The organism is Burkholderia sp. Bp8998 (genome assembly GCF_003854235.1).
Lineage (GTDB): Bacteria > Pseudomonadota > Gammaproteobacteria > Burkholderiales > Burkholderiaceae > Burkholderia.
Map to the genome: position 1 here is coordinate 38119 of NZ_QTQF01000012.1, position 21833 is coordinate 59951.

A 21833-nucleotide genomic window follows, 5' to 3' on the forward strand; every position below is an offset into this window, starting at 1 on the left:
ACGCGTCCTGTTCGGGTGCGTCGAAGAATCATACGCACGCCGCGCCCCCCGCTCCCGTCAACGCCCTACCGCGCGCGCACCGACACGAACTTGCGCGCGTTGTCGCGCTGGATCAGCACGGCGATCACGCCGCCTTTCGCTTCGAGCGACTGAACGTCGTCCGGTGTTTCGAGCAGCGTGTCGTTCAGTTCGAGCACGACGTCGCCCGGCCGGATGCCCGCATTCGCGGCCGGCCCGTGCACCGCATCCACCATCATCCCGACCGCGAGCCCGGTCGAACGCCGTTCGGCGTCGCTCAGCGGATGCATCGTCAGCCCGAGCCGATCGCCAGTGTCGGCCGGCTGTGCCGCGGCCATCGCCACGCCGGCGGCACCGGCCGTGCCGACCGAGCCCGCGCTGCCCGTCGCGGCCGCGTTGTCGATCGCGTCGCCGGTCCCCGCCGCCCTGACCGTCAGCATCATCGGCGTGCGGTTGCGGATCAGCCGCAGCGGCGCCTTTCCGCCGGGCGGCAACGCGGCGGCCAGGTCGTTCAGCTCGGCCGACCGGCCGATCGGCTTGCCGCCGAACCTCACGATCACGTCGCCGGGCCTCACGCCGGCCGCGGCCGCGGGCGAGCCGGGATCGACGCCGTTGACGAGCGCGCCCGCCGGACGCGGCAGGCCGAACGCGGCGGCCAGCCCGACGCCGACATCCTGCACGTCGACGCCGAGCGCGTTGCCGGACGACGCGCGCTGCGCCTGCGCATTGGCCCGCATCTGCGCCTGCGCCCGCACCTTGACGGCGAGCGCGATCGGAATCGCGAACGTCGTGCTCGCATAGCGGTCGGCATCCGTATAGACCTGTACCGCGATGCCGATCACGTCGCCCGTGCGGTTGAACACGGGGCCGCCCGAGTTGTCGGGATTCACCGCGATGTCGGTCTGGAAGAACGGAAACGCGCTGCCGTCCGGCAGCGCATGCGACGTCGCGCTGACGATGCCGGCCGTGACCGTGTTGCCCGAGCCGTCCGGCGCGCCGATCGTCATCACCGGTTCGCCGGCACGCACCCGCGACGAATCGCCGAGTCGCACGACCGGCAGCTTCGTCGCGTCGACGTGCAGCACGGCGACGTCGCTCTGCGGATCGACGGTCACCACCGTCGCCTTCAACTCGCGATGATCGGCCAGTCGCACCGTCACGTCGGTCGCATCGGCCACGACATGCGCGGAAGTCAGGATCACCCCGTCGGCGCTGACGATGAAGCCCGAGCCGAGGCCCGCGATCGCGCGCGGCGACGTATCGGGCGCAGGCGCCTGTGCGCCTTGCGTGGACGGCAGCGGCGCGCCTCGGCGGAAGAACGCGGAAAGCGGATCGTCGGGATCGAGGTACGCGAACGACGGACCGCCTGCCTGCTGGTCGGTCGCCGCGGTCATGATGGTCACGACCGCCGGGCCGTAGCGATCGACGATCGCCGAGAAGTCGACCGGCATCGAGTATGGCCGCGCGGCGGGCCTGTTCTTCATCACGGAGGGTGGCGGCGCGACGGTCCCGGCAACGGCCGGTGGCGACGCCAAAGCAACGGCAAATACCCCCCCGATCAACGCGGTGCGAAGCACGGCGCGAGCAAGCGTCTGGCGAACCACGGTGCACCTCCCCCGGCAGTCGCGGCGCCGCCCCGCGCAAGACGCGCGGACGCCCGACAAGCACCGGTACACGCCTCCATTTATAGTCCACGCCGCATCCGGAACATACGAATCGAAACCCGCATGCCAAGTGGTCGGGCAGCGGCGGAACCGTGACAGCGTTCGTCCCGGACAAAGTGCGCCGTTCGTCAATCAGAATATTCACCACACGCTGCGGCGATGCGCACGGCCAACGCGCATCGTGCCTTCCGTGCCGCGCTACCAGGCCAGCAGCAGAAAATTGCGCACCACCGCCGACGGATCGTCGCGCCGCGACGCAATCGCGAGCCGCGCGCGCAGCCCATTGCCCGCGACCGGCCGATACACGACACCCGCGACCTGCACCTGCGTGATCGCCTTCGGCACGATCGACACGCCGAGCCCGGCCGCGACGAGCGTCACCGCCGACGCGATTTGCGGCGCGGGCTGCGCCATGCGCGGCTGGAAGCCGGCGGCATTGCACGCGGCGACGATGTCGTCGAACAGCGCGCTGCCCGCTGCGCGCGGCACCTGCACGAACGCCTCGTCGGCCAGCTCCGCCAGATCGATCCGGCGCCGCTGCGCGAGCCGATGCGCGACCGGCATCGCGACGAACATCGGCTCCTCGTCCCAGTCCGCCGCCTGCAAGGTATCCGCGATACGACGCTCCGGACGCACGATCGCGACGTCGAGCCGCCCGGCCTCCAGCGCCTCGAGCAGCACGCCCGAGGTCGCCTCCTGCAACGTCAGCTCCGTATCCGGAAAGGCTTCGCGAAAGCGGCGAAGCAGGTCCGCCACCTTCGAATTGAAGGCCGCCGTCCCGGTAAAGCCGACGCGAAGCTGGCCGATTTCCCCGCGCGCGGCCCGTTTTGCCGCCCGCGCCGCGCGCTCCGCGTCGTCGAGCACGCGGCGTGCCTCTTCCGCGAACACCTCGCCCGCAACGGTCAGTTCCGCGCCGCGTGCGGTCCGCTTGAACAGTTCCACGCCGAGTTCGTTCTCGAGCGCCTTGATCTGCTGGCTGAGCGGCGGCTGCCCCATGCCGAGCGTTTCCGCGGCCTTCGTGAAGTTGGATGTGGCGGCCACGGCCAGAAAGTATCGGAGATGCCGAAGTTCCATGCGCTTGTGTGATCCCGGGGAAAGACAGGACTGGCCTTCAGGCCAGTCGCAAAACGTATCGCTACGGTTTCTTTCATATATTGGACATATACATGGGCGTGCGCAAGAATTTGGGTATTCCCTGACCCATCGGGACCCTCCCATGTCTACTCCCGCGATTTCGCGCGCCCCGAACGCCACGCCGGATGCGCTGCCCGCCGGCGTGTCACCGCGCTCGGCAGCCTACAAGCGCATCGCGCTGGCGCTGTTCCTGGCCGGCTTTTCCACTTTCTCGCTGCTGTACTGCGTACAGCCGCTGCTGCCCGCGTTCGCGCGCGAGTTCAATATCGGCGCGGCGTCGAGTTCGCTGTCCCTGTCGCTGTCGACCGGGATGCTGGCGGTCTCCATCCTGTGCGCCGGCGCGCTGTCCGAACGCGTCGGACGACGCGGGCTGATGTTCGCGTCGATGACGCTGGCCGCGCTGTTCAACGTGCTCTCCGCGATTGCGCCGAACTGGAACCTGCTGCTGATCTGGCGCGCGCTCGAAGGTTTCGCGCTCGGCGGCGTCCCGGCGGTGGCGATGGCCTATCTCGCCGAGGAAATCGCTGCCGACGGGCTGGGCTTGTCGATGGGGCTCTATGTCGGCGGCACCGCGTTCGGCGGCATGATCGGGCGGATCGGGATGAGCGCGCTCGAAGAGTATTTCTCGTGGCGCACCGCGATGCTGACGATCGGCGTCGTCGACCTCGTCGCGGCAGTCGCGTTCGTGATGCTGCTGCCGCAGTCGCGACGCTTCGTGAAACGAACCGACCTGACGCTGCGTCACCACCTGCGGCTGTGGAGCGCACAACTGCATCACGCGCGGCTGCCGTTCGTGTTCGCGATCGGCTTCCTCGTGATGGGCGCGTTCGTGACGGTCTACAACTACGCCGGGTTCCGGCTGACGGCCGCGCCGTTCAACCTGAGCGCGACCGCATGCGGGTTGATCTTCGGCGCCTACCTGTTCGGGATGGTGTCCTCGTCGAGCGCGGGCGCGCTCGCCGATCGCCTCGGGCGCGCGCCCGTCCTCGTCACCGGCATTCTCGTGTTCGCGGCCGGCCTCGCGCTGACGCTGTCGCATTCGCTCGTCGCGATCATCGCCGGGATCGTGCTGATCACGATCGGCTTCTTCGTCGCTCATGCCGTGGCGAGCGGCTGGGTCGGGCATCTCGCCGGCTCCGCGAAGGGACATGCCGCGTCGCTCTACCTGCTGGCCTATTACCTCGGGTCGAGCGTGCTGGGCTCGGTCGGCGGCACCTTCTGGCAACACGGTGCGTGGGGCGCCGTCGTCGCGTATGTCGCGATGCTGCTCGTGCTCAGCCTGGCGGCCGCCCGCCGGATCATGCGCGCGGAACGCGTGGGGTAAGCGCCGTCACGGCAATACCGGCCTGCACATCGCCTGCACGCCGCCGCGGCTCGGCTCCGCGACCGGCTTCCCGGCCACCCGCACCCGCTCCACGCGATTCAATCGCCCGCGACCCGATGCGCGATCGTCGACAACGTCCGCAACATCGGCGCGAACGCGTCGGCCGACGTATTGCCGAACCCCAGCACGAGCCCGTTGGCCGCCGACGTCGCATGGATCGAAAACCCCGACAGCGGAAACGGCCCGATCCCGTGTACGCGCGCCGCCTCGACGATCGCGCGGTCGCGATAACGGGCCGGCAATCGCAACGCCAGATGCAGCCCGCACGGCCCGCCCTCGACCTGATGCGGCACGGTGAGCGCGTCGTCCAGCGCGGCGAGCAGCAGGCGCCGCCGGTCGCGATACAACCGGCGCATCCGCCCGAGGTGCCGTCCGTACTCCCCCGTCTCGATGAAATCGGCGAGCGCGAGCTGCACGTGGCGCGTCCCGCCGCGCAGCATCTCCGGCAGCGCCGGCCGCACCGCGGCCAGCAGCGCGTCGGGCAGCACGAGAAAACCGATCCGCAAGGCCGGAAACATCGTCTTGCTGAACGAGCCAAGATAGACGACCGGCGAATCGGCCGCCAGCCCGTGCAACGCGCCGATCGGCTCGCCGGTATGCCGAAACTCGCTGTCGTAATCGTCCTCGATGATCCACGCGCGATGCCGGCGTGCGGCATCGATCAGCGCGAGCCGGCGCGAGATCGACAGCACCGCGCCGGTCGGGAACTGGTTCGACGGCGTGGTGTAGACGAGCCTGGGCGTCCGTTCGCGCCAGTCCGCGTCTTCCGCGCGCAACCCCTCCGCGTCCACCGGCATCGGCAGGACCGCGAGGTCGGCCGCCTGCATCGCGGTGCGCGCGCCGCGGTAGCCGGGCTCCTCGACCCAGACGGTGTCGCCGGGATTGGTCAGCAGCTGCGCGCACAGTGCGATCGCGCCCTGCGCGCCTTCGGTGATCACGATCTGCTCGGGATCGCAGCGCACACCGCGCGTCACGGCCAGATGGCGCGCGATCGACTCGCGCAGCGTGCGCTCACCCAGCGGGTCGCCGTACGCGAGCAGGTCGTGGCCGGCGCGGCGCAGCGCGCGGTCGATCGCGTGCCGCCACGCATCGACCGGAAAATGCGACAGCGCGGGCACGCCCGGCCGGAAGCCGTCCGACTCGCCGGTGCCGATCAGGCTCGGACGGATCCGGCCGAGCCGCTGCGCGACGGCCGGCGGTGCGATCCGCCGGCGCGGCGCGGCCGGCCGCGACAGGCCGACCACGCGCGTGCCGCGACGGTCGGACTGCAGAAAGCCTTCGGCGACGAGCTGCTCGTAGACGGCCGCCGTCGTGTTGCGCGACACGCCGAGCGTCTCGGCCAGCGCGCGCGTGCCGGGCAGCCGCGTGCCGGCCGGCATCGCGCCGCCAAGAATCGCGTCGCGCACGCGGCGCAGCAACTGCCGCTGCAAGGACGGCGCACCGGCCGTGCGCGCGAGCGGCGCGTCGAGCGGCAACAGCGGCGCGGCGCCGGAAGGAAAGGCATTCGTCATCGGGGCATCGCGGTGTGGAAGTCTCGGTGCGTGGCGCGCCGGTCGTGGCGCCGGGCACGGCACCTTCGTGGCACCATAAATTTGCCGCTGTCTGGCGCTTCTCATGGTACCTCTCCGGGACTACGATCGTCTGCATGCCGGCATGTCGCCGGCCGCCAACCGAAGCGAGATCGACCTTGTCCACGCTCACCAACGACTTCCAGCAGCCCATCGGCTACCCCGTTCCCGACTGGTCCGCGCGCCCGCGCCCGGAGCGCATCGTGCTCGAGGGCCGCTACTGCCGCCTCGAACCGCTCGACGCCGACCGCCATGCCGCCGACCTGTACGCCGCGTACGCGCAGGCACCCGACGGCGGTGACTGGACCTATCTCGCGCACGGGCCGTACGCCGACGAGTCGGGCTATCGCGACTACGCGCGCGGCGCGGCGGCGAGCGCCGATCCGCTGCACTACACGGTGATCGACCGCGCGACGAACCGCGCGGTCGGCACGCTCGCGCTGATGCGCATCGATCCGGCCAATGGCGTGATCGAGGTCGGCTCCGTCACGTTCTCGCCGCTGCTCAAGCGCACGCCGATTTCGACGGAAGCGCAATACCTGCTGATGCAGTACGCGTTCGACACGCTCGGCTACCGGCGCTACGAATGGAAATGCGACGTCCTCAACGAGCCATCGCGCAAGGCGGCCGCGCGGCTTGGCTTCCGTTACGAAGGCACGTTCCGTCAGGCGATCATCTACAAGGGCCGCAATCGCGATACGGCGTGGTTCTCGATCGTCGACGGCGAATGGCCGGACGTGCGCGCCGGGTTCGAGGCATGGCTCGCACCGGAGAACTTCGACACGCAGGGAGCGCAGCGCGAGTCGCTCGTCGCGATCCGCCACGCGCAGGCGCGTGCGCGCGACGCGGCCGGCCGCGCGAACGACGCGACGCGCATCACGGTCCGGCCGCTCGTGGCCGCCGACGAAGCCGCATGGCGCCCGCTGTGGCGGGGTTACCAGACGTTCTACGAAACCGCGCTGAGCGACGCCGTGTCCGCGACGACGTGGGCGCGCCTGATGGATCCGGCCGAACCGATGTTCGTGCTCGGCGCATTCGACGCGTCGGGTACGCTGGTCGGCATCGTGCACGCGATCTATCACCGCTCGTGCTGGACCGAAGGGCCGTACTGCTATCTGCAGGACCTGTTCACGGCGGCCGACGCCCGCGGACAAGGCGCGGGCGGCGCGCTGATCGAGGCCGTGTACGAGCGGGCCCGCGAAGCCGGTGCGAGCCGCGTGTACTGGCTCACGCACGAGACCAATACGACCGCCCGCGCGCTGTACGACAAGCTCGCGAACAACGCGGGGTTCATCCAGTACCGGAAGGATCTCAAGTAACGCGCGGGCGCAACCGGCCGCGCTCAGCCGAGGACGTCGGCCGGATCCGCCGCGCTCGCCGACGGCCGAACCATCCCGCCCTCGGCCGGCGGCGGCGTCGCATCCCGCTCGTCGACTACCAGCATGTGGTACGACACGTATTCGAAGATCAGGCTTTCGATGAAGTTCGACATGCTTGACGACATTCCGTGAAGATTGAAAACGGCCGCCGCCGCGCACCGCACGCGATCGGACTGCCGCAGATGATACAAATTGAAGTTAACTTCAAGTAAAGGGGGAACATGCGCAACGATGCGTTTCGCTGATCGCCACAATGGACCGCAATGACGACGGCGACGGTGTCCCCGACCGACCCGCGCGTCTCGCGTTTCGTCTCAAACGGCTGAGACGACTGTCCCGGCGTCTCACGCGAGCCACGCCATCGCAATCGCAGCAAATTCCACGCGCGATTCACGCGATACCGCACGATTTCAATACGCGGCGACCTGCTGCACCGCACACCGTCCGCCCGATTCCGGCGCCACACCGCCGCCCCTTCAGGCTGGCCCCGTTCCTGCATATCGATCGCTCGCGCAATCGCGCGACGGACGCACCGGCCCCTTGCCGCGCGTCCGACGACAACCTGACGGAGACAGCAACGTGAGCACACCGGCACTGAACACCGCACCCAGCATGAAGGCCGCCGTCTGGCACGGCCGCAACGACATCCGCGTCGAAGAGGTTCCCGTTCCGGCGCACCCGCCCACCGGCTGGGTCCAGATCCGCGTGCACTGGTGCGGGATCTGCGGCTCCGACCTGCACGAGTACGTCGCCGGGCCCGTGTTCATCCCCGTCGACGCGCCGCATCCGCTGACGGGCCTGAAGGGCCAGTGCATCCTCGGCCACGAGTTCAGCGGCGAGATCGCGGCGCTCGGCGCCGGCGTGACGGGCTTTGCGGTCGGCGACCGCGTGACGGCCGACGCGTGCCAGCATTGCGGCACCTGCTGGTATTGCAGGCACGGGCTGTACAACATCTGCGAAAACCTCGCGTTCACCGGGCTGATGAACAACGGCGCGTTCGCCGAATTCGTGAACGTGCCGGCCGAACTGCTGTACAAGCTGCCCGAGCACTTCCCGACCGAGGCCGGCGCGCTGATCGAGCCGCTCGCGGTCGGGCTGCATGCGGTGAAGAAGGCCGGCAACATCGTCGGCCAGACCGTCGTCGTGGTCGGCGCCGGCACGATCGGCCTGTGCACGATCATGTGCGCGAAGGCCGCGGGCGCCGGACGCGTGATCGCGCTGGAAATGTCGGCGGCGCGCAAGCAGAAGGCGCTGGAAGTCGGCGCGACGGTCGTGATCGATCCGAACGCGTCCGATGCGATCGCCGAAGTCAAGGCGCTGACGGGCGGCTACGGTGCCGACGTGTCGTTCGAGTGCATCGGGCACACGGCCACCGCGCAGCTCGCGATCGACGTGATCCGCAAGGCCGGCAAGTCGGTGATGGTCGGCATCTTCGAGGAACCGACGTCGTTCAACTTCTTCGACATCGTGTCGACCGAGAAGGAAGTGATCGGCTCGCTTGCGTACAACGGCGAATTCGCGGACGTGATCCGCTTCATCGCGGACGGCCGCATCGACGTGCAGCCGCTGATCACCGGCCGGATCACGCTCGGCGACATCGTCACGCACGGCTTCGAGGAACTGGTCAACCACAAGGACCGGAACGTGAAGATCATCGTCCAGCCCGCGAGCGCCTGACCGGCTGACCACCCGATGACCCGGTGACCGGGCGATGACGGCTGCGTCACGGCCGGACGCGGCGCCGAATGGCCCCCGGCGCCGCGCTGGCGCGGCCCCGCCGTCCGGCCGGCACCTGATCGCACCCGTCTTCGGCGCGAGCACAACGGCGCCGGGCGCGACGCGCGGGGTCGGACTTCGATATACTCGAAGCGACATCACCGCTCCGCGCGCCACCCGCGCGCCCGCTTCCGTGAAACCACGAGCCGGCCTGATCCTCGAACTCGTCGTCAACCTGCTGCTGCCCTGGGTCGCATACCGGGTCGCGCATCCGTATTTCGGCGAAACCGGCGCGCTGTACGCGTCGGCGATTCCGCCCATCGTCTGGTCCATCGTCGAATTCATCCGCTCGCGCCGCATCGATGCGGTGGCCGCCATCGTGCTGCTCGGCATCGCGCTGTCGATCGCCGGCATGGCGCTCGGCGGCAGCGCGCGCACGCTGCTGATGCGCGAATCGCTCGCGTCCGGCACGATCGGCGTCGTGTTCCTGCTGTCGTTGTTCCGCGATCGCCCGCTGATCTTCTATCTCGCACGCGCGACGGTGGCGCGCGAGATGGCCGGCGGCGCCGCGCGTTTCGAGACGGTCTGGGCCGAACAGCCGGGGCTGCGCCAGATGCTCCGCCTGATGACCTTCGTGTGGGGTGCATGCATGACGCTGGAGATGCTGCTGCGCCTGTGGATGGTCGTCACCTGGCCCGTCGAGCGCGTGCTCGTCGTGTCGCCGATCATGGGCTACTCGGTGTTCGGCACCCTGCTTCTGTGGACCTTCTGGTATCGGCGGCGGATGCGCGAGCGCAACAGCGTCGACATCCCGACCCGCGACGGCGTCACCGAGATCGCCGGCCGCTGACCGCCGGCCCGGTCGCCCCGCGCGGCCGCCCCGCCGGCATGCCACGGTTGCTGGGGTATGATGCGCGGCGTCTCGTTCGCCCCATGCATCGCCCCATGTCTCTCTCGCTTCTCCCGTGTGCCACGATCTGGCTCGCGCTATTCGCGGCCGCCGCGTTCGCATGGCAGCGCCCGCTGCACGGCCTGAGCATCGCCCTGGCCACGTTCGGCTATGCCGGCGCGCTGGCATTCGGCAAGCTCGAGCCGATCGTGCTCGCGCCGCTCGCGCTGCTCGTGGCTGCCGCCTGGGGCGTCGCGCCGGGCCGCCCGCTCGCGGTGCGGATCGTCGCGCACGTCGTGTTTGCCGCCCTCGCAATCGCGCTGAGCCTGCACCTGATACCCGGTTTCCACAATCCGCGCGTGATCGAGCCGACGCGCTTCACGCCGGACGCCGTGCCGTTCACGATGTACCTGAATTTCGACAAGCCGCTCGTCGGCCTGTGGCTGCTGTGGGTGCTGCCGTGGGTCGCGCCGGACGTTCCGCTGGCGCGCGCGCTGCGCACCGGCGCCGTGGCGGGCGTCGCAACGGCCGCCGCCTGCCTGGCCGGCGCCCTCGCATTCGGCATGGTCGGCTGGGCGCCGAAATGGCCGGCGTCGGGCTGGATGTGGCTCGTCAACAACGTGCTGCTCGTCACGCTCGCCGAGGAAGCGCTGTTTCGCGGCTACGTGCAAGGCGGGCTCACGCGCGTGCTCGGCCGGTTCGGCTGGGGGCCGTGGGCCGCGCTCGCGATCGGCGCGGCGCTGTTCGGCGCCGCGCACGCGGCCGGCGGCTGGCCCTGGATCGTGCTCGGCACGGTGGCCGGCGTCGGCTATGGCCTCGCATGGCGGCGCGGCGGGCTGCTCGCATCCGCGCTCGCGCATGCGGGGCTGAACGTGATCCACTTCGGGCTGTTCACCTACCCGATGCTCGCCGCCGCGCGCTGAATGCCGTGCGCGGCGGCGGCATCCCTCCGGATTCGCGCGGTTGAACTCAGTTGAAGCCGGCCACCACGTGCGGCACGTACGGGCCTTCGAGCGCCGCGATTTCATCGTCCGTCAGCTTCAGTTCCAGCGCGCCGAGCGCATCGTCGAGATGATGCGGCTTCGAGATGCCGACGATCGGCGCGGTGATGCCGCGCTTGTGCGCAACCCATGCGAGCGCGACCTGCGCGCGCGGCACGTTGCGCGCGGCGGCGATCGCCGCGACGGCCTCGACGACCGCGCGATCGGCATCGGCCGTCGCGTCATACATCCGCTGACCGACTTCGTCGCTCTGCTGCCGGCCGGACGACTCGTCCCAATTGCGCGTCAGCCGGCCGCGCGCGAGCGGGCTCCACGGAATCACCGCGATGCCTTCGGCCTCGCACAGCGGCAGCATTTCCCGCTCCTCTTCGCGATACAGCAGGTTCAGGTGGTTCTGCATGCTGACGAAACGGGTCCAGCCGTTCTGCTTCGACGTATACAGCGCCTTCGCGAACTGCCACGCGAACATCGACGACGCGCCGATGTAGCGCGCCTTGCCGGCCTTCACGACGTCGTGCAGCGCCTCGAGCGTCTCCTCAATCGGCGTGCCGTAGTCCCAGCGGTGGATCTGGTACAGGTCGACGTAGTCGGTGCCGAGCCGCTTCAGGCTCTGGTCGATGTCGGTCATGATCGCCTTGCGCGACAATCCCGCCCCGTTCGGCCCCGGCCGCATCCGGTAAAACACCTTGGTCGCGATCACGACGTCGTCGCGCTTCGCGAAGTCGCGCAGCGCGCGGCCGACGATCTCCTCGGACGTACCGTCCGAATACATGTTCGCGGTATCGAAGAAATTGATGCCGGCCTCGATCGCGCGCTGGATGATCGGGCGGCTTTCCGCTTCCGGCAACGTCCACGGGTGCGTGCCGCGCGACGGCTCGCCGAACGTCATGCAGCCCAGCACCAGCTTCGACACGTCCATCCCGGTCGACCCGAATTTCACGTATTCCATCGCTCGCCTCGTCCTTGAAGTGGGGTTGCGGCCAGATGCGCGGCACGGTTCGGTGCGCCGGGCACGAACGTCGCGCGATGCATCCGCCGGACGTCGCATGGTATCCCGCGGTGCGCAAACGCGTATCGGTGCGCTCGCCGACGGCCCGGCAAGATGAACGGACGAACGCGCGCCGCGGCCCGGACGCGTCGCGCCGGGCCGGGTCACGCGCGAGGAATGGGCGGCTTACTTGATCTGGTCGGCGATCGGCTGCAGGAATTCGGAGAATCCGGTCAGCATGATCTGCACACCGATGCACAGCAGCAGGAACGCCGACACGCGCTTCGCGACCTTGGTACCTTCGCTGCCGAGGTAGCGCGACAGCAGCGCGGAGCGGCTGTAGACCTGCCAGATCACGATCGCAACCAGTACGGAGACGGTGATCGACACGATGCTCGACAGCATGAACTCCGACAGCTTGTGCGTGCGGTTCGCGTTCAGCGCGATCGCGGTCGCGATCGAGCCCGGGCCGACCGTCAGCGGCATGGTCAGCGGGAAGAACGCGCGGGTCATGATCGCGTTCGCGTCGATCGGCTTGATCGGCGTATCGCCACCGCCCGCCGGCCCGTCCGGCTCGTTCAGCATCTGCCAGCCCGCGACGGCGACCGCGAAGCCGCCGCCGATGCGCAGCGCTTCCATCGAGATCCCGAAGAAATGCAGCACCGGCGTGCCGGCGAAGAACGCGACCAGCAACACGATGAACGCGTTGAACGCCACCTTCTTCGCGAGCAGGTTCCGCTCGTGCTCGGTCAGCGCCTCGGTGCGTTCGAGAAACAGGAACGCGATGCCGATCGGATTGATGATGCCGATCAGGCCGGTGAAACCGAACAGGATCTCGGAGATAAGGCGGTTGACGATCATCGGGAGCGAAGAAACGGTCGGGGCTGGGCCGGCGGCGCGCCGGGGGTCACGCATTGTAGAGCAAGCGCCCGCGCCCGAGACGCAAATCGCGCCCCGGGCCCGCCCGGCCGTGCCACCGCCTTATTCGGCGCCCGGCCCCCACGCCGGCGGCCGCTTCGCGAAGAACGCGGCGAAGCCCTCCTTCGCTTCCGGCGTCGCCCGTACGCGGGAGATCGTCTGCGCGGTGAACGCCGCGCGTTCGTCCGACGGCGGATACTCGCCGATCGCATCGAAAAAGCGCTTGATCTCCATCAGCGCGTTCGGGCCGTTGCGGCTCAGCTCGGCGAGCGTCTTGTCGAGTGCGGCGTCGAGCGCGTCGAGCGGCACGGCCTGGTGGATCAGCCCGATCGCGACCGCTTCGCCGGCCGCGAGCTGCGTCGCGGTCAGCGCGAGCCGGCGCGCCTGGCGCTGGCCGACCGCCTCGACCAGATACGGGCCGATCACCGACGGCAGGATCCCGAAGCGGGCCTCGCTGACCGAAAAACGCGCGTGATCGCTCGCGATCACGATATCGCAGGCCGCGCAGAGGCCGACGCCGACGCCGAACGCGTGGCCCTGCACGCGCGCGACCGTCGGCTTCGGGCACTGCCGGATCGCGCGCATCATCGTGGCGAACCGCTCGGCGTCGCGCAGGTTCGCGGCCGCGTCGTTGGCGCTCGCGCGCTGCATCCACTGCAGGTCGGCGCCCGCGCAGAACGCGCGGCCGTCCGAGCGCAGCACGATCGCGCGTACGTCGTCGCGCCCGCCGAGCGTCGTGAACGCATCGGTCAGCTCGGCGATCATCGTCTCGTCGAACGCGTTGAGCACGTCGCCGCGCTGCAGCGCGACGGTCGCGATGCCGCGCGCATCGACGGCGACGGCCAGGGTCTTCAATCCATCCATCGAACAGGTTTCCTCGGGGTAGAACAGGGACCGGCGAAACTCAGGCGGCCTGCCGGCGGTCGATCACGCGCCGGGCCTTGCCGGTCGCGCTCGCGGGAATGCCACCCGCGGCGAGCACCGTCACGCCGGCCGACACGCCGATCATCGTCTTGATCCGGTGCTGCAGCTCGCGCGCGATCGCCGCGCGCTCGCCGTCGGTCACGCATGCAGCGGCCTCGGAGCGCAGCTCGACCGCGAGATCGAGCCGGTCCATGTGGCCGGCGCGCGAGAGCGTGATCTGGAACTGCCCCGACAGCTTCGTCTGCGCGACGACGATTTCCTCGATCTGGCTCGGGAACACGTTCACGCCGCGCACGATCAGCATGTCGTCGGAGCGGCCCGTGATCTTCGCGAGCCGGCGCATCGCGCGCGCGGTCGGCGGCAGCAGCGCGGTGAGATCGCGCGTGCGGTAGCGGATCACCGGCATCGCTTCCTTCGTCAGCGACGTGAACACGAGTTCGCCCTCGCTGCCGTCCGGCAGCACTTCGCCGGTTACGGGGTCGATGATCTCCGGATAGAAATGGTCTTCCCAGATCACCGGGCCGTCCTTCGTCTCGACGCATTCGCACGCGACACCCGGGCCCATCACTTCCGACAGGCCGTAGATGTCGAGCGCGTCGATGCCCACGCGCGTCTCCACCTCCTCGCGCAGCGCCTGCGTCCACGGCTCCGCGCCGAAGATGCCGATCTTCAGCGACGACTCGGCCGGGTCCATCCCCTGCCGCACCATCTCGTCGATCAGGTTCAGCATGTACGACGGCGTGACGAGGATGATCTTCGGCTCGAAATCGCGGATCAGCTGCACCTGCTTCTCGGTCTGCCCGCCCGACATCGGCACGACCATGCAGCCGAGCCGCTCCGCACCGTAGTGAATCCCGAGGCCGCCCGTGAAGAGCCCGTAGCCGAATGCGTTGTGCAGCGTGTCGCCCGGGCGGCCGCCGGCCGCGCGGATCGAACGCGCGGTCACGTTCGCCCACGTGTCGATGTCACGCGCCGTGTAGCCGACCACCGTCGGCTTGCCGGTCGTGCCGCTCGACGCATGCACGCGCACGACCTGCTCGCGCGGCACCGCGAACAGCCCGAACGGATAGTTGTCGCGCAGGTCGTTCTTGGTCGAGAACGGGAATTTCGCGAGGTCGGCGAGCGTCTTCAAGTCGTCCGGGTGCACGCCTGCCGCGTCGAACGTGCGGCGATAGTGCGGGACGTTGTCGTACGCGTGGCGCAGCGACCACTTGAGGCGCTCGAGCTGCAGCGCCTGCAGTTCGTCGCGGCTGGCGGTCTCGATCGGCTCGAGGGCGGCGGCGGGATGCGTCAGGTGAGTCATCGGGGTGCTCCTCCAATGGAGTGATGTCGTTATCGTGATCGGGGTGATGCGGCCGGCGGCTAGCGGAACGTGCGGCCGGCGGCGTGCAGCGCGGCGATGCGCGGCGACACGCGATAGCGGTCCTCGCCGTAGCTCGCCGCGAGGTTCGACAGCACGCGATGCACGCGGCCGATGCCGATCGCATCGGCCCATGCGAGCGGGCCGCACGGGTAGTTCACGCCTTTCTCCATCGCGAGATCGAGATCGGCGGGCGAGCACACGCCCTGGTTCACCGTGTCGGCCGCCTCGTTCGCGAGCATCGCGACGGTGCGCATCGCGACCATGCCCGGCACGTCCGCGACGCCGACGACGCGGAAACCCGCTTGCTGGAACAGGCCGACCGCATCCGCGTAGGCGGCGTCGCTGCACTGGAGCGCGCGCGTCAGCGCGACGAGCCCGGCCTGCGCGTAGTCGCGCGCGAGATCGACGAGCACGAGGTCGGCCACGCCGGTTTGCGCGGCGCGCACCGTCGCGGTGCGGCCGTCGGTCAGCGCGATCGACGCGCGGCCGGCCACGGCGAGCAGTTCGTCGGCATGCGCACCGCTCTGCCGTGCGCCCGCAGTACGTTCGGCGAAGCGTGCATGCAGCGCGGCGGCCGGGCCGTCCTGCGCGAACAGCGCGACGTCGGACGGCGCGCCGCGTGGCGCTTCGAGCTCCGGCGCGGGCGGCGTGGCGCCGTCCGCATAGGAATAGAAGCCGCGCCCCGACTTGCGACCAAGGAAGCCCGCGTTCACGAGTTCCTGCTGGATCAGCGACGGCGTGTAGCGCGGATCGTTGAAGTACGCGCGGAACACCGATTCGGTCACCGCGAAGTTCACGTCGTGGCCGATCAGGTCCATCAGCTCGAACGGCCCCATCCGGAAGCCGCCGGCGTCGCGCATCACCGCATCGATCGAGGCCGGCGTGCCGCCCTGTTCGTTCAGCACGCGCAGCGCCTCCGCGTAATACGGCCGCGCGACGCGGTTCACGATGAAGCCCGGCGTCGATTTCGCCAGCACCGGCCGCTTGCCCCACGCGGCGGCCGTGTCGTACAGCGCTTGCGCGACGTCCGGCGCGGTCGCGAGCCCGCTGACCACCTCGACGAGCGCCATCAGCGGCGCCGGATTGAAGAAATGCAGGCCGGCCACGCGCTGCGGCGCGCGCAGCCCGGCCGCGATCGACGTGATCGAGATCGACGACGTGTTGGTCGCCAGCACGCAGCTGTCGTCGACATGGCGCTCGAGCGTCGCGAAGATCTCGCGCTTCACGTCGAGCCGCTCGGCCGCCGCCTCGACGATCAGCGCGGCGCCGGCGAAATCGGCCAGCGCGCGCACCGCGCGGATCCGGCTGCCGGCCGCGTCGGCCTGCGCCGGCGCCATCCGGCCCTTCTCCGCGAGCCGCGCGAACTGCGCGCGGATGCCGTCGAGCGCCTTGTCGCACGCCGCCTCGTTCAGGTCGTACAGCAGCACCGCATGGCCGGCCGCCGCGGCAACCTGCGCGATGCCCGCGCCCATCGCACCCGCGCCGATCACGCCGACGACCGCCGACTGCGCGAGCGCGCCCGAATTCACCGAATGTGCAGAAGAAACAGCCATCGCTTGCGATCCGTCATGAAGTGGAAGTGCGAGCGATTATAAACCGACCGGTCGGTATATTTATGTCAGGGCGAGCCCGAATTTGTCATGTAAGAGACCGTTACAAAAACTGTAAAAACAAAAATCGAACGATCGGGGCACTTTTTGCAAACCGAAAGGTCAATGAAAGAGTTCGAATATGAGATAGCGACCCCCGAACGCCTGATAAAATTCGACAAACCGTCGGATTTCAGGGGGAAACCGCGTGCCACGCCGCTGCCGTTCATCGTCCGCGCCCTTTCGGGGTCGGTTCAGAACCGTCGGCCCGTTTGTCGTCCCGTGCAAGCGCCCCACCCTCGGCACCCGGTCGCATCGAACCGTTTCATCCAGCGACGGGCTTCGGCCCGGCCGCGCCCCTCGCCGCCTTACGGCGGCGAACCCGGGGCAGCCCAGCTTCGCGCTGCCGCCCATCCGTTTCATCGTCCTCGTTCGGCGGATTTTCCGCCCGGGCTTCGTCAACCCGTGACGGCGCGTCGCGCGCCGCCACACGCATAAGGAAACCCTCCATGCCGCGCTCGTCCAACCAGCTCCCGCGCTGGACCCTTGTGGCCCCGCTTGCCGCGTGGCTGGTACTCGCGCTGTCGCGCGTCGTACCGGCCGAAGGCGTCGTCATCGCCGTGTTCGCCGCCGCGCTCGCCGGCGCCGTGTTCGCCGCCGTCCATCATGCCGAAGTCGTCGCGCACCGCGTCGGCGAGCCATTCGGCACGCTCGTGCTCGCGGTCGCCGTGACCGTCATCGAAGTCGCGCTGATCGTGTCGGTGATGCTCGGCGCCGGCCCCGAGAAATCGGGCCTCGCGCGCGACACCGTGTTCGCCGCCGTGATGATCATCTGCAACGGCATCGTGGGCCTCTGCCTGCTGGTCGGTGCGTGGAAGCACGGCGAGCAGGATTTTCAGGGGCGCGGCGCAAGCAAGGCGCTCGCGGTGCTCGCGTCGCTGTCGGTGCTGTCGCTCGTGATGCCGAACTACCTGAACGCCGCGCCGGGCCCGTTCTTCTCGAAATCGCAGCTTGCGTTCGCCGGTGTTTCGTCGCTCGTGCTGTACGGCGCATTCGTGTTCGTGCAGACCGTGCGCCACCGCGACTACTTCCTCACCGAGCACGACAGCGCGAACGAATCGGTGCACGCGGCGCCGCCGAGCGGCCGCACCGCGCTGACCAGCCTCGTGCTGCTGTTCGCGAGCCTCGTCGCGGTCGTGCTGCTCGCCAAGCTGCTGTCGCCGGCCGTCGAGCATGCGGTGATGAAGCTCGGCGCGCCGGAAGCCGCGGTCGGCATCGTGATCGCCGCGCTCGTGCTGCTGCCCGAAGGGCTCGCGGCCGTCACCGCCGCCCGGGCGAACCGCCTGCAGACCAGCATGAACCTCGCGCTCGGTTCGGCGCTCGCGAGCATCGGGCTCACGATCCCGACCGTCGCGGCCGTGTTCATCTGGGTCGGCCAGCCGCTCACGCTCGGCATCGGCGCAATGGAAACCGTGCTGCTGTCGCTGACGCTGCTCGTCAGCACGCTGACGCTCAGCCAGGGACGCACGACGGTGCTGCACGGCGTCGTGCACCTGTCGCTGTTCGCGGCCTACCTGTTCCTGTCGATCACGCACTGATGCAGAACGGCGCGGGGCCCGGCGGATCCTCTCCGCCGGGCCCCGCGCGTCGCTTCACCTTCCCCGCTTCACCCTCTTCGCTTCACCCTCTTCGCTTCACGCCGCGCCTACCGGACCGGAATCACCAGATGCTGGCCGGCCAGGATCAGGTTCGGGTTCGCGAGGTTGTTGCGGCGCTGGATCTCGCGGTAGCGCTGGCCGCTGCCGAGCTTGCTCGCCGCGATCAGGTTCAGCGTATCGCCCGCCTTCACCACGTATGTGTGCTCGCCCGATGCTGCCCCGGTCGTCATCGTCTGGTCGCTGACGAAATACTTGCGCAGCAGGTCCAGGTACTGCGGCGACTGCTTGAGCTTCGCGATCGCGGCGTTCAGGTAGATCAGCAGATCCTGGTCATCGGCGCGCACGCCGATCTTGTACGCGATGTTCGAGCCGTCGAGCTTGGTCACCGCGAACTTCAGGTCGGTGCCCTTGATCGAGCTGACCGCGAACGGATAGTCGTAGATGAACGCGTCGACCGCGTGGCCGTCGAGGCTCTTCGCGATGAATGCCGGATCGGAATCGTCGACCTCGACGAACCGGACGTTCGGATACTGACGCGTGACGAACGCACGCACGTCCGGATCGCCCTTCAGGATGCCGACCGTCTTGCCGACCAGATCGTCGGCCGAGCGAATCGCGGAGCCTTGCCGCACGATCAGCGAATAGCCGAAATCGTCGACGTACGGCACCGAGTAGACGACGCCTGCCGGCGTGTTGTCCGGGAACGTCAGCCCGTCCATCGCGACGTCGACGACATGGTTGCCCTTCGCATCGGTGTCGAGCAGTTGCTTCGGCACGCCCGGGTACGTATCGACTTCGTGGCGCGTATCGACGACGACCGGCTTGCCGCCGTGCGAGAACGACGGGTCCGCGAACAGCAGCCGCGCGAATTCGACGTTGAAGCCGTGCGGCGCGCCCTTGTCCTCGCCGAAGAACGGCTCGCTCGGGTTCTGCACCGAGATCCGCACGACGCCGTTTTCGGCGATCGATTTCAGCGTGCTGGCCTGCGGCGTGAAACCGGCCGGCAGCACGTTGCCCGACGCCGACGGCTGCGCGGGCTGGCCCGCGTCGCCTGACTGCGCGGACGTCGCGCCCGGAGCCGCATCGTGCGCGGGGATCAGTGTCGACAGGCCGCCCTGGTGAACGATCCATACGCCGACGAGCACTATCAGAAACGCGATGGCGCCAAGAAGTTTTTTCATGGTTGCGTGCCTGCGGGAAGTTATTGTTGTTTCGACGGCAGCTGCGCGGGGTTCGCCGCATCGGGCCCGGGCGCGTGGGGAGCGTTCATCACCGCCTGCTGTTGCGCCTGCTTGACCTCGGGGTTGTCCAGCAGCGACGTCTCCATTTCGGAGAACGCCTTGTTCACCGAGCGCATCACCGAATCGACGGCCACGTCGGTCTTGATCTGCTCGAACGTATCGGCGGTCTGCCGGCCCGCGAGCTTGTTCATGTGCTGCGCCGCCTGCGACATGTCCCACATCGCCTTCGCGCGGTCGATCGCCAACGCGAAATTCTTCAGTTCGGCCTGCACCTGCTTGTAGCGGCTTTCGCGAAACGCCAGCAGTTGCTTCATCGTGTCGAGCTGCGCGCGAAAGCGCGGCGCGTCGTCCGGATACTGCTTCTCGAACAGCTCGGTCTTGTTCTCGAAGTTCTTCACCTCGGTGCGGAACGCGGTGATGCTGTCCGCGAACTTCTGCGCCGCCTGGCGCTTTTCCGCGAGCTGGTTGATCAGCGTCTCGATCGGATTCGACTGCGCTTCCTCGACGATCATCTTCACCTTCTGGTTCGCGAACTTCATCGCGACGACGGGCGCGAAATAGATCGCCCCGAGGCCGATCACCGCCGCCGTGATCAGCGCGATCATCCCCTTCAGGATGAACAGCGCGGCCGGTGCCGCGATCGCGACGCCGGCGATGATGATCGCCCACTTGATCAGCTTTGCCTTGCCACTCCCCGAACTGCCGTTTGCTTCATTCGAAAGCTGCGACATGAGTTTTTCTCCTTGAACCTCGAACTGAACTGCGTGCGTATGCTGCATCATGCTCAATCGAAATGCTTCGGACTCCAGTGCCGCCGCGCGTGCGGGACGGTCGACGGCACGATGCGTGGACACGTGGCGGCGACGTCACGAGATGCCGGTATAAGCGTCATGCGCGATACGGTATTCGGGTGCGGCAGGCTGCCGCGCGATGCGGCGGCGCCGATCGGCACCGTTCATCGGCACGGCCCGCGCGCGGACGGGAAAGTGTACCGATGCACGGTACGAAACGGGATGACGGATACGTGACGCGACGGGCGTCGGGAGGATCGTGGTTCCGGCGGGCCAGTGGCCGCGGCGCCGGGATTCCGGTACGAGTGCGTGAAGGCTCATCGTTGTTCTTTTGCGCGTCGCGGATGCAAGAGCGCGCGGCCAGCGCGCCCCGCTCCAAATGCACGCACGTATCCTGCGCCGACCGGCATGCAGCGTCAAGCAGTTGTCGCAGTGCAGCGAACCGTGGCGTTCCGCCTTTGGAACGGCAGCATCAAGACAGCTTTCGACATGGAAAGGATCAGCAGGGGATTCGCAGGACGGCGACCTGATGCACTCGTTCGGGATGGCTTGTCATCGCGCACGGCAAGCTTCCGGATCGAAAGCTTGTGGCACCGCACGGACGCACGGCGCGGCTATGCCGCCGCGCCGCCCTGCTCCTGCGCGAGAAACTGCTCGACCATCGCGTTGAACACCGGCAGCGCCGGATTGTCGTTGTCCGCTCGCCATGCGAGATACAGTTCGGCCGCCACGTCGACGCCCGCGAGCGGCCGGAACACCACGCCGTCGACATGCAGCTCGCGCGCCGACGCCGGTACCAGCGCCGCACCCAGCCCGGCGCGCACCAGGCCGAGGATCGTATGCGTCTGACCGACATAATGCAGGTAGTTCGGCAAGCGCCCGGCGCCGGCGAACATCCCCGAGATCATGTCGTGAAAGTACTTGCCCTCGTTCGGCGAATACGCGATGAACGGCTGCCGGTCGAGCTCGTCCGGGCCGATCCGTTCATACGAGGCCAGCGGTGCGCCTTGCGCGACCGCGACGAGCATCGGTTCGCGCTGCACGAGCCGGTATTCGAGCGGATGGCGCGCCGCGCGCTGGCGCACGAAGCCCGCATCGAGCATACGCGAGGCCAGCGCGTCGATCTGCACGGTCGACACCATTTCGCGCAGTTCGACATCGACGTCCGGCAGTGCGTGCGCCGCATGCGCGAGCAGCACCGGAATCATCCGGTACGCGCTGACGGCCGTGAAGCCGAGCGTGATACGGCCGGCCCCGCCGTGCGCGACACGCTGCGCGGCCTGTTCGGCTCGCGCGGAAAACTCGAGGATGTGCCGCGCATCGCGCAGGAAGCGCTCACCGGCCGCGGTCAGCCTGACCTGCCGGCTGCTGCGTTCGAGCAGCGCGATGCCGAGCGCGTGTTCGAGCAGCTGGATCTGCCGGCTGAGCGGCGGCTGCGTCATGAAGAGCCGCCTGGCCGCGCGCCCGAAATGCAGTTCCTCGGCGACGGCGACGAAGCAGCGAAGCTGGTTCAGTTCAATCATTCAAATCTTGAATCAATCGATAGCCTCTTGATGTTAGACCAACATCGATCCGATTCCTATACTCGGTTGCACCTGATGCGCGGGC

19 protein-coding genes are annotated in these 21833 nt (G+C 68.7%); 7 read left to right on the top strand and 12 right to left on the bottom strand.

What is annotated here, in order from left to right; all coding sequences use genetic code 11:
* Window positions 1–65: 65 nt before the first annotated feature.
* On the bottom strand, window positions 66–1622 hold the full coding sequence (locus DIE06_RS14355; protein ID WP_124661975.1) for a trypsin-like peptidase domain-containing protein: 1557 nt from the start codon (window positions 1620–1622) through the stop codon (window positions 66–68).
* A 258-nt stretch (window positions 1623–1880) separates the two neighbouring features.
* Window positions 1881–2756, bottom strand: coding sequence for a LysR family transcriptional regulator (locus tag DIE06_RS14360; protein WP_124661976.1), 876 nt, complete (start codon window positions 2754–2756; stop codon window positions 1881–1883).
* Window positions 2757–2898: 142 nt separating this feature from the next.
* Here DIE06_RS14360 and DIE06_RS14365 point away from each other — a divergent pair, with 142 nt between their 5' ends.
* Window positions 2899–4140, top strand: a complete 1242-nt coding sequence (locus DIE06_RS14365) for an MFS transporter (RefSeq protein ID WP_124661977.1) — start codon at window positions 2899–2901, stop codon at window positions 4138–4140.
* 98 nt (window positions 4141–4238) lie between these two features.
* On the opposite strand, the gene DIE06_RS14370 is transcribed toward DIE06_RS14365, so the two are convergent.
* The gene (locus DIE06_RS14370; protein WP_124661978.1) at window positions 4239–5711 is read right to left on the bottom strand and encodes a PLP-dependent aminotransferase family protein; all 1473 of its coding nucleotides are present in this window, start codon (window positions 5709–5711) and stop codon (window positions 4239–4241) included.
* Between the two features lie 176 nt (window positions 5712–5887).
* Here DIE06_RS14370 and DIE06_RS14375 point away from each other — a divergent pair, with 176 nt between their 5' ends.
* The gene (locus DIE06_RS14375; RefSeq protein WP_124661979.1) at window positions 5888–7087 is read left to right on the top strand and encodes a GNAT family N-acetyltransferase; all 1200 of its coding nucleotides are present in this window, start codon (window positions 5888–5890) and stop codon (window positions 7085–7087) included.
* Between the two features lie 23 nt (window positions 7088–7110).
* Here DIE06_RS14375 and DIE06_RS38270 read toward each other — a convergent pair whose 3' ends face one another.
* Window positions 7111–7260: a hypothetical protein gene (locus DIE06_RS38270; protein WP_185733406.1), complete on the bottom strand. Its 150-nt coding sequence runs from the start codon at window positions 7258–7260 to the stop codon at window positions 7111–7113.
* 499 nt (window positions 7261–7759) lie between these two features.
* On the opposite strand from DIE06_RS38270, the gene DIE06_RS14380 reads away from it, so the two are divergent.
* The 3 genes from DIE06_RS14380 to DIE06_RS14390 all read left to right on the top strand — a co-directional run bounded on the left by DIE06_RS14380 (window position 7760) and on the right by DIE06_RS14390 (window position 10675).
* Complete coding sequence (locus DIE06_RS14380) at window positions 7760–8824, top strand: 2,3-butanediol dehydrogenase (protein ID WP_124662066.1); 1065 nt, start codon at window positions 7760–7762, stop codon at window positions 8822–8824.
* Window positions 8825–9056: 232 nt separating this feature from the next.
* Window positions 9057–9713 (top strand): VC0807 family protein, encoded by a 657-nt coding sequence (locus DIE06_RS14385; RefSeq protein WP_124661980.1) that lies wholly within the window; start codon window positions 9057–9059, stop codon window positions 9711–9713.
* 95 nt (window positions 9714–9808) lie between these two features.
* Window positions 9809–10675 carry a CPBP family intramembrane glutamic endopeptidase gene (locus DIE06_RS14390; protein WP_124661981.1) on the top strand — a complete coding sequence of 289 codons (867 nt, stop codon included), beginning with the start codon at window positions 9809–9811 and terminating at the stop codon, window positions 10673–10675.
* 46 nt (window positions 10676–10721) lie between these two features.
* Here DIE06_RS14390 and DIE06_RS14395 read toward each other — a convergent pair whose 3' ends face one another.
* The 5 genes from DIE06_RS14395 to DIE06_RS14415 all read right to left on the bottom strand — a co-directional run bounded on the left by DIE06_RS14395 (window position 10722) and on the right by DIE06_RS14415 (window position 16499).
* On the bottom strand, window positions 10722–11702 hold the full coding sequence (locus tag DIE06_RS14395; RefSeq protein WP_124661982.1) for an aldo/keto reductase: 981 nt from the start codon (window positions 11700–11702) through the stop codon (window positions 10722–10724).
* Window positions 11703–11927: 225 nt separating this feature from the next.
* On the bottom strand, window positions 11928–12602 hold the full coding sequence (locus DIE06_RS14400) for a MarC family protein (protein WP_124661983.1): 675 nt from the start codon (window positions 12600–12602) through the stop codon (window positions 11928–11930).
* Between the two features lie 120 nt (window positions 12603–12722).
* A complete protein-coding gene (locus DIE06_RS14405) occupies window positions 12723–13523 on the bottom strand; it encodes an enoyl-CoA hydratase-related protein (protein WP_124661984.1) in 801 nt (266 codons plus the stop codon).
* 40 nt (window positions 13524–13563) lie between these two features.
* Entirely contained in the window at window positions 13564–14886 is a 1323-nt protein-coding gene (paaK, locus tag DIE06_RS14410) for a phenylacetate--CoA ligase PaaK (protein ID WP_124661985.1), read from the bottom strand.
* A gap of 59 nt (window positions 14887–14945) precedes the next feature.
* Window positions 14946–16499: a 3-hydroxyacyl-CoA dehydrogenase gene (locus DIE06_RS14415; protein WP_124661986.1), complete on the bottom strand. Its 1554-nt coding sequence runs from the start codon at window positions 16497–16499 to the stop codon at window positions 14946–14948.
* Between the two features lie 545 nt (window positions 16500–17044).
* Between DIE06_RS14415 and DIE06_RS14425 the strand changes: the two genes are divergently transcribed.
* Window positions 17045–18133 (top strand): calcium:proton antiporter, encoded by a 1089-nt coding sequence (locus DIE06_RS14425; protein WP_124661988.1) that lies wholly within the window; start codon window positions 17045–17047, stop codon window positions 18131–18133.
* Between the two features lie 107 nt (window positions 18134–18240).
* Here the strand turns inward: DIE06_RS14425 and DIE06_RS14430 are convergent, their stop codons facing one another.
* Both DIE06_RS14430 and DIE06_RS14435 read right to left on the bottom strand, forming a co-directional pair.
* Window positions 18241–19374, bottom strand: coding sequence for a LysM peptidoglycan-binding domain-containing protein (locus DIE06_RS14430; RefSeq protein WP_124661989.1), 1134 nt, complete (start codon window positions 19372–19374; stop codon window positions 18241–18243).
* Window positions 19375–19394: 20 nt separating this feature from the next.
* Window positions 19395–20165: a hypothetical protein gene (locus tag DIE06_RS14435; protein WP_124661990.1), complete on the bottom strand. Its 771-nt coding sequence runs from the start codon at window positions 20163–20165 to the stop codon at window positions 19395–19397.
* Between the two features lie 12 nt (window positions 20166–20177).
* On the opposite strand from DIE06_RS14435, the gene DIE06_RS14440 reads away from it, so the two are divergent.
* The gene (locus DIE06_RS14440; protein ID WP_124661991.1) at window positions 20178–20462 is read left to right on the top strand and encodes a hypothetical protein; all 285 of its coding nucleotides are present in this window, start codon (window positions 20178–20180) and stop codon (window positions 20460–20462) included.
* Between the two features lie 377 nt (window positions 20463–20839).
* On the opposite strand, the gene DIE06_RS14445 is transcribed toward DIE06_RS14440, so the two are convergent.
* Window positions 20840–21748: a LysR substrate-binding domain-containing protein gene (locus tag DIE06_RS14445; RefSeq protein ID WP_124661992.1), complete on the bottom strand. Its 909-nt coding sequence runs from the start codon at window positions 21746–21748 to the stop codon at window positions 20840–20842.
* Window positions 21749–21833 lie beyond the last annotated feature (85 nt).

Excerpts from the sequence above, each read along its gene's own strand:
- paaK (WP_124661985.1), bottom strand. The coding sequence starts at position 14,886 with ATGACTCACCTGACGCATCCCGCCGCCGCCCTCGAGCCGATCGAGACC.
- DIE06_RS14390 (WP_124661981.1), top strand. The coding sequence starts at position 9,809 with ATGTCTCTCTCGCTTCTCCCGTGTGCCACGATCTGGCTCGCGCTATTC.
- DIE06_RS14380 (WP_124662066.1), top strand. The coding sequence starts at position 7,760 with ATGAAGGCCGCCGTCTGGCACGGCCGCAACGACATCCGCGTCGAAGAG.
- DIE06_RS14365 (WP_124661977.1), top strand. The coding sequence starts at position 2,899 with ATGTCTACTCCCGCGATTTCGCGCGCCCCGAACGCCACGCCGGATGCG.
- DIE06_RS38270 (WP_185733406.1), bottom strand. The coding sequence starts at position 7,260 with ATGTCGAACTTCATCGAAAGCCTGATCTTCGAATACGTGTCGTACCAC.
- DIE06_RS14445 (WP_124661992.1), bottom strand. The coding sequence starts at position 21,748 with ATGATTGAACTGAACCAGCTTCGCTGCTTCGTCGCCGTCGCCGAGGAA.
- DIE06_RS14370 (WP_124661978.1), bottom strand. The coding sequence starts at position 5,711 with ATGACGAATGCCTTTCCTTCCGGCGCCGCGCCGCTGTTGCCGCTCGAC.
- DIE06_RS14400 (WP_124661983.1), bottom strand. The coding sequence starts at position 12,602 with ATGATCGTCAACCGCCTTATCTCCGAGATCCTGTTCGGTTTCACCGGC.
- DIE06_RS14435 (WP_124661990.1), bottom strand. The coding sequence starts at position 20,165 with ATGTCGCAGCTTTCGAATGAAGCAAACGGCAGTTCGGGGAGTGGCAAG.
- DIE06_RS14360 (WP_124661976.1), bottom strand. The coding sequence starts at position 2,756 with ATGGAACTTCGGCATCTCCGATACTTTCTGGCCGTGGCCGCCACATCC.
- DIE06_RS14430 (WP_124661989.1), bottom strand. The coding sequence starts at position 19,374 with ATGAAAAAACTTCTTGGCGCCATCGCGTTTCTGATAGTGCTCGTCGGC.
- DIE06_RS14395 (WP_124661982.1), bottom strand. The coding sequence starts at position 11,702 with ATGGAATACGTGAAATTCGGGTCGACCGGGATGGACGTGTCGAAGCTG.
- DIE06_RS14405 (WP_124661984.1), bottom strand. The coding sequence starts at position 13,523 with ATGGATGGATTGAAGACCCTGGCCGTCGCCGTCGATGCGCGCGGCATC.
- DIE06_RS14425 (WP_124661988.1), top strand. The coding sequence starts at position 17,045 with ATGCCGCGCTCGTCCAACCAGCTCCCGCGCTGGACCCTTGTGGCCCCG.
- DIE06_RS14415 (WP_124661986.1), bottom strand. The coding sequence starts at position 16,499 with ATGGCTGTTTCTTCTGCACATTCGGTGAATTCGGGCGCGCTCGCGCAG.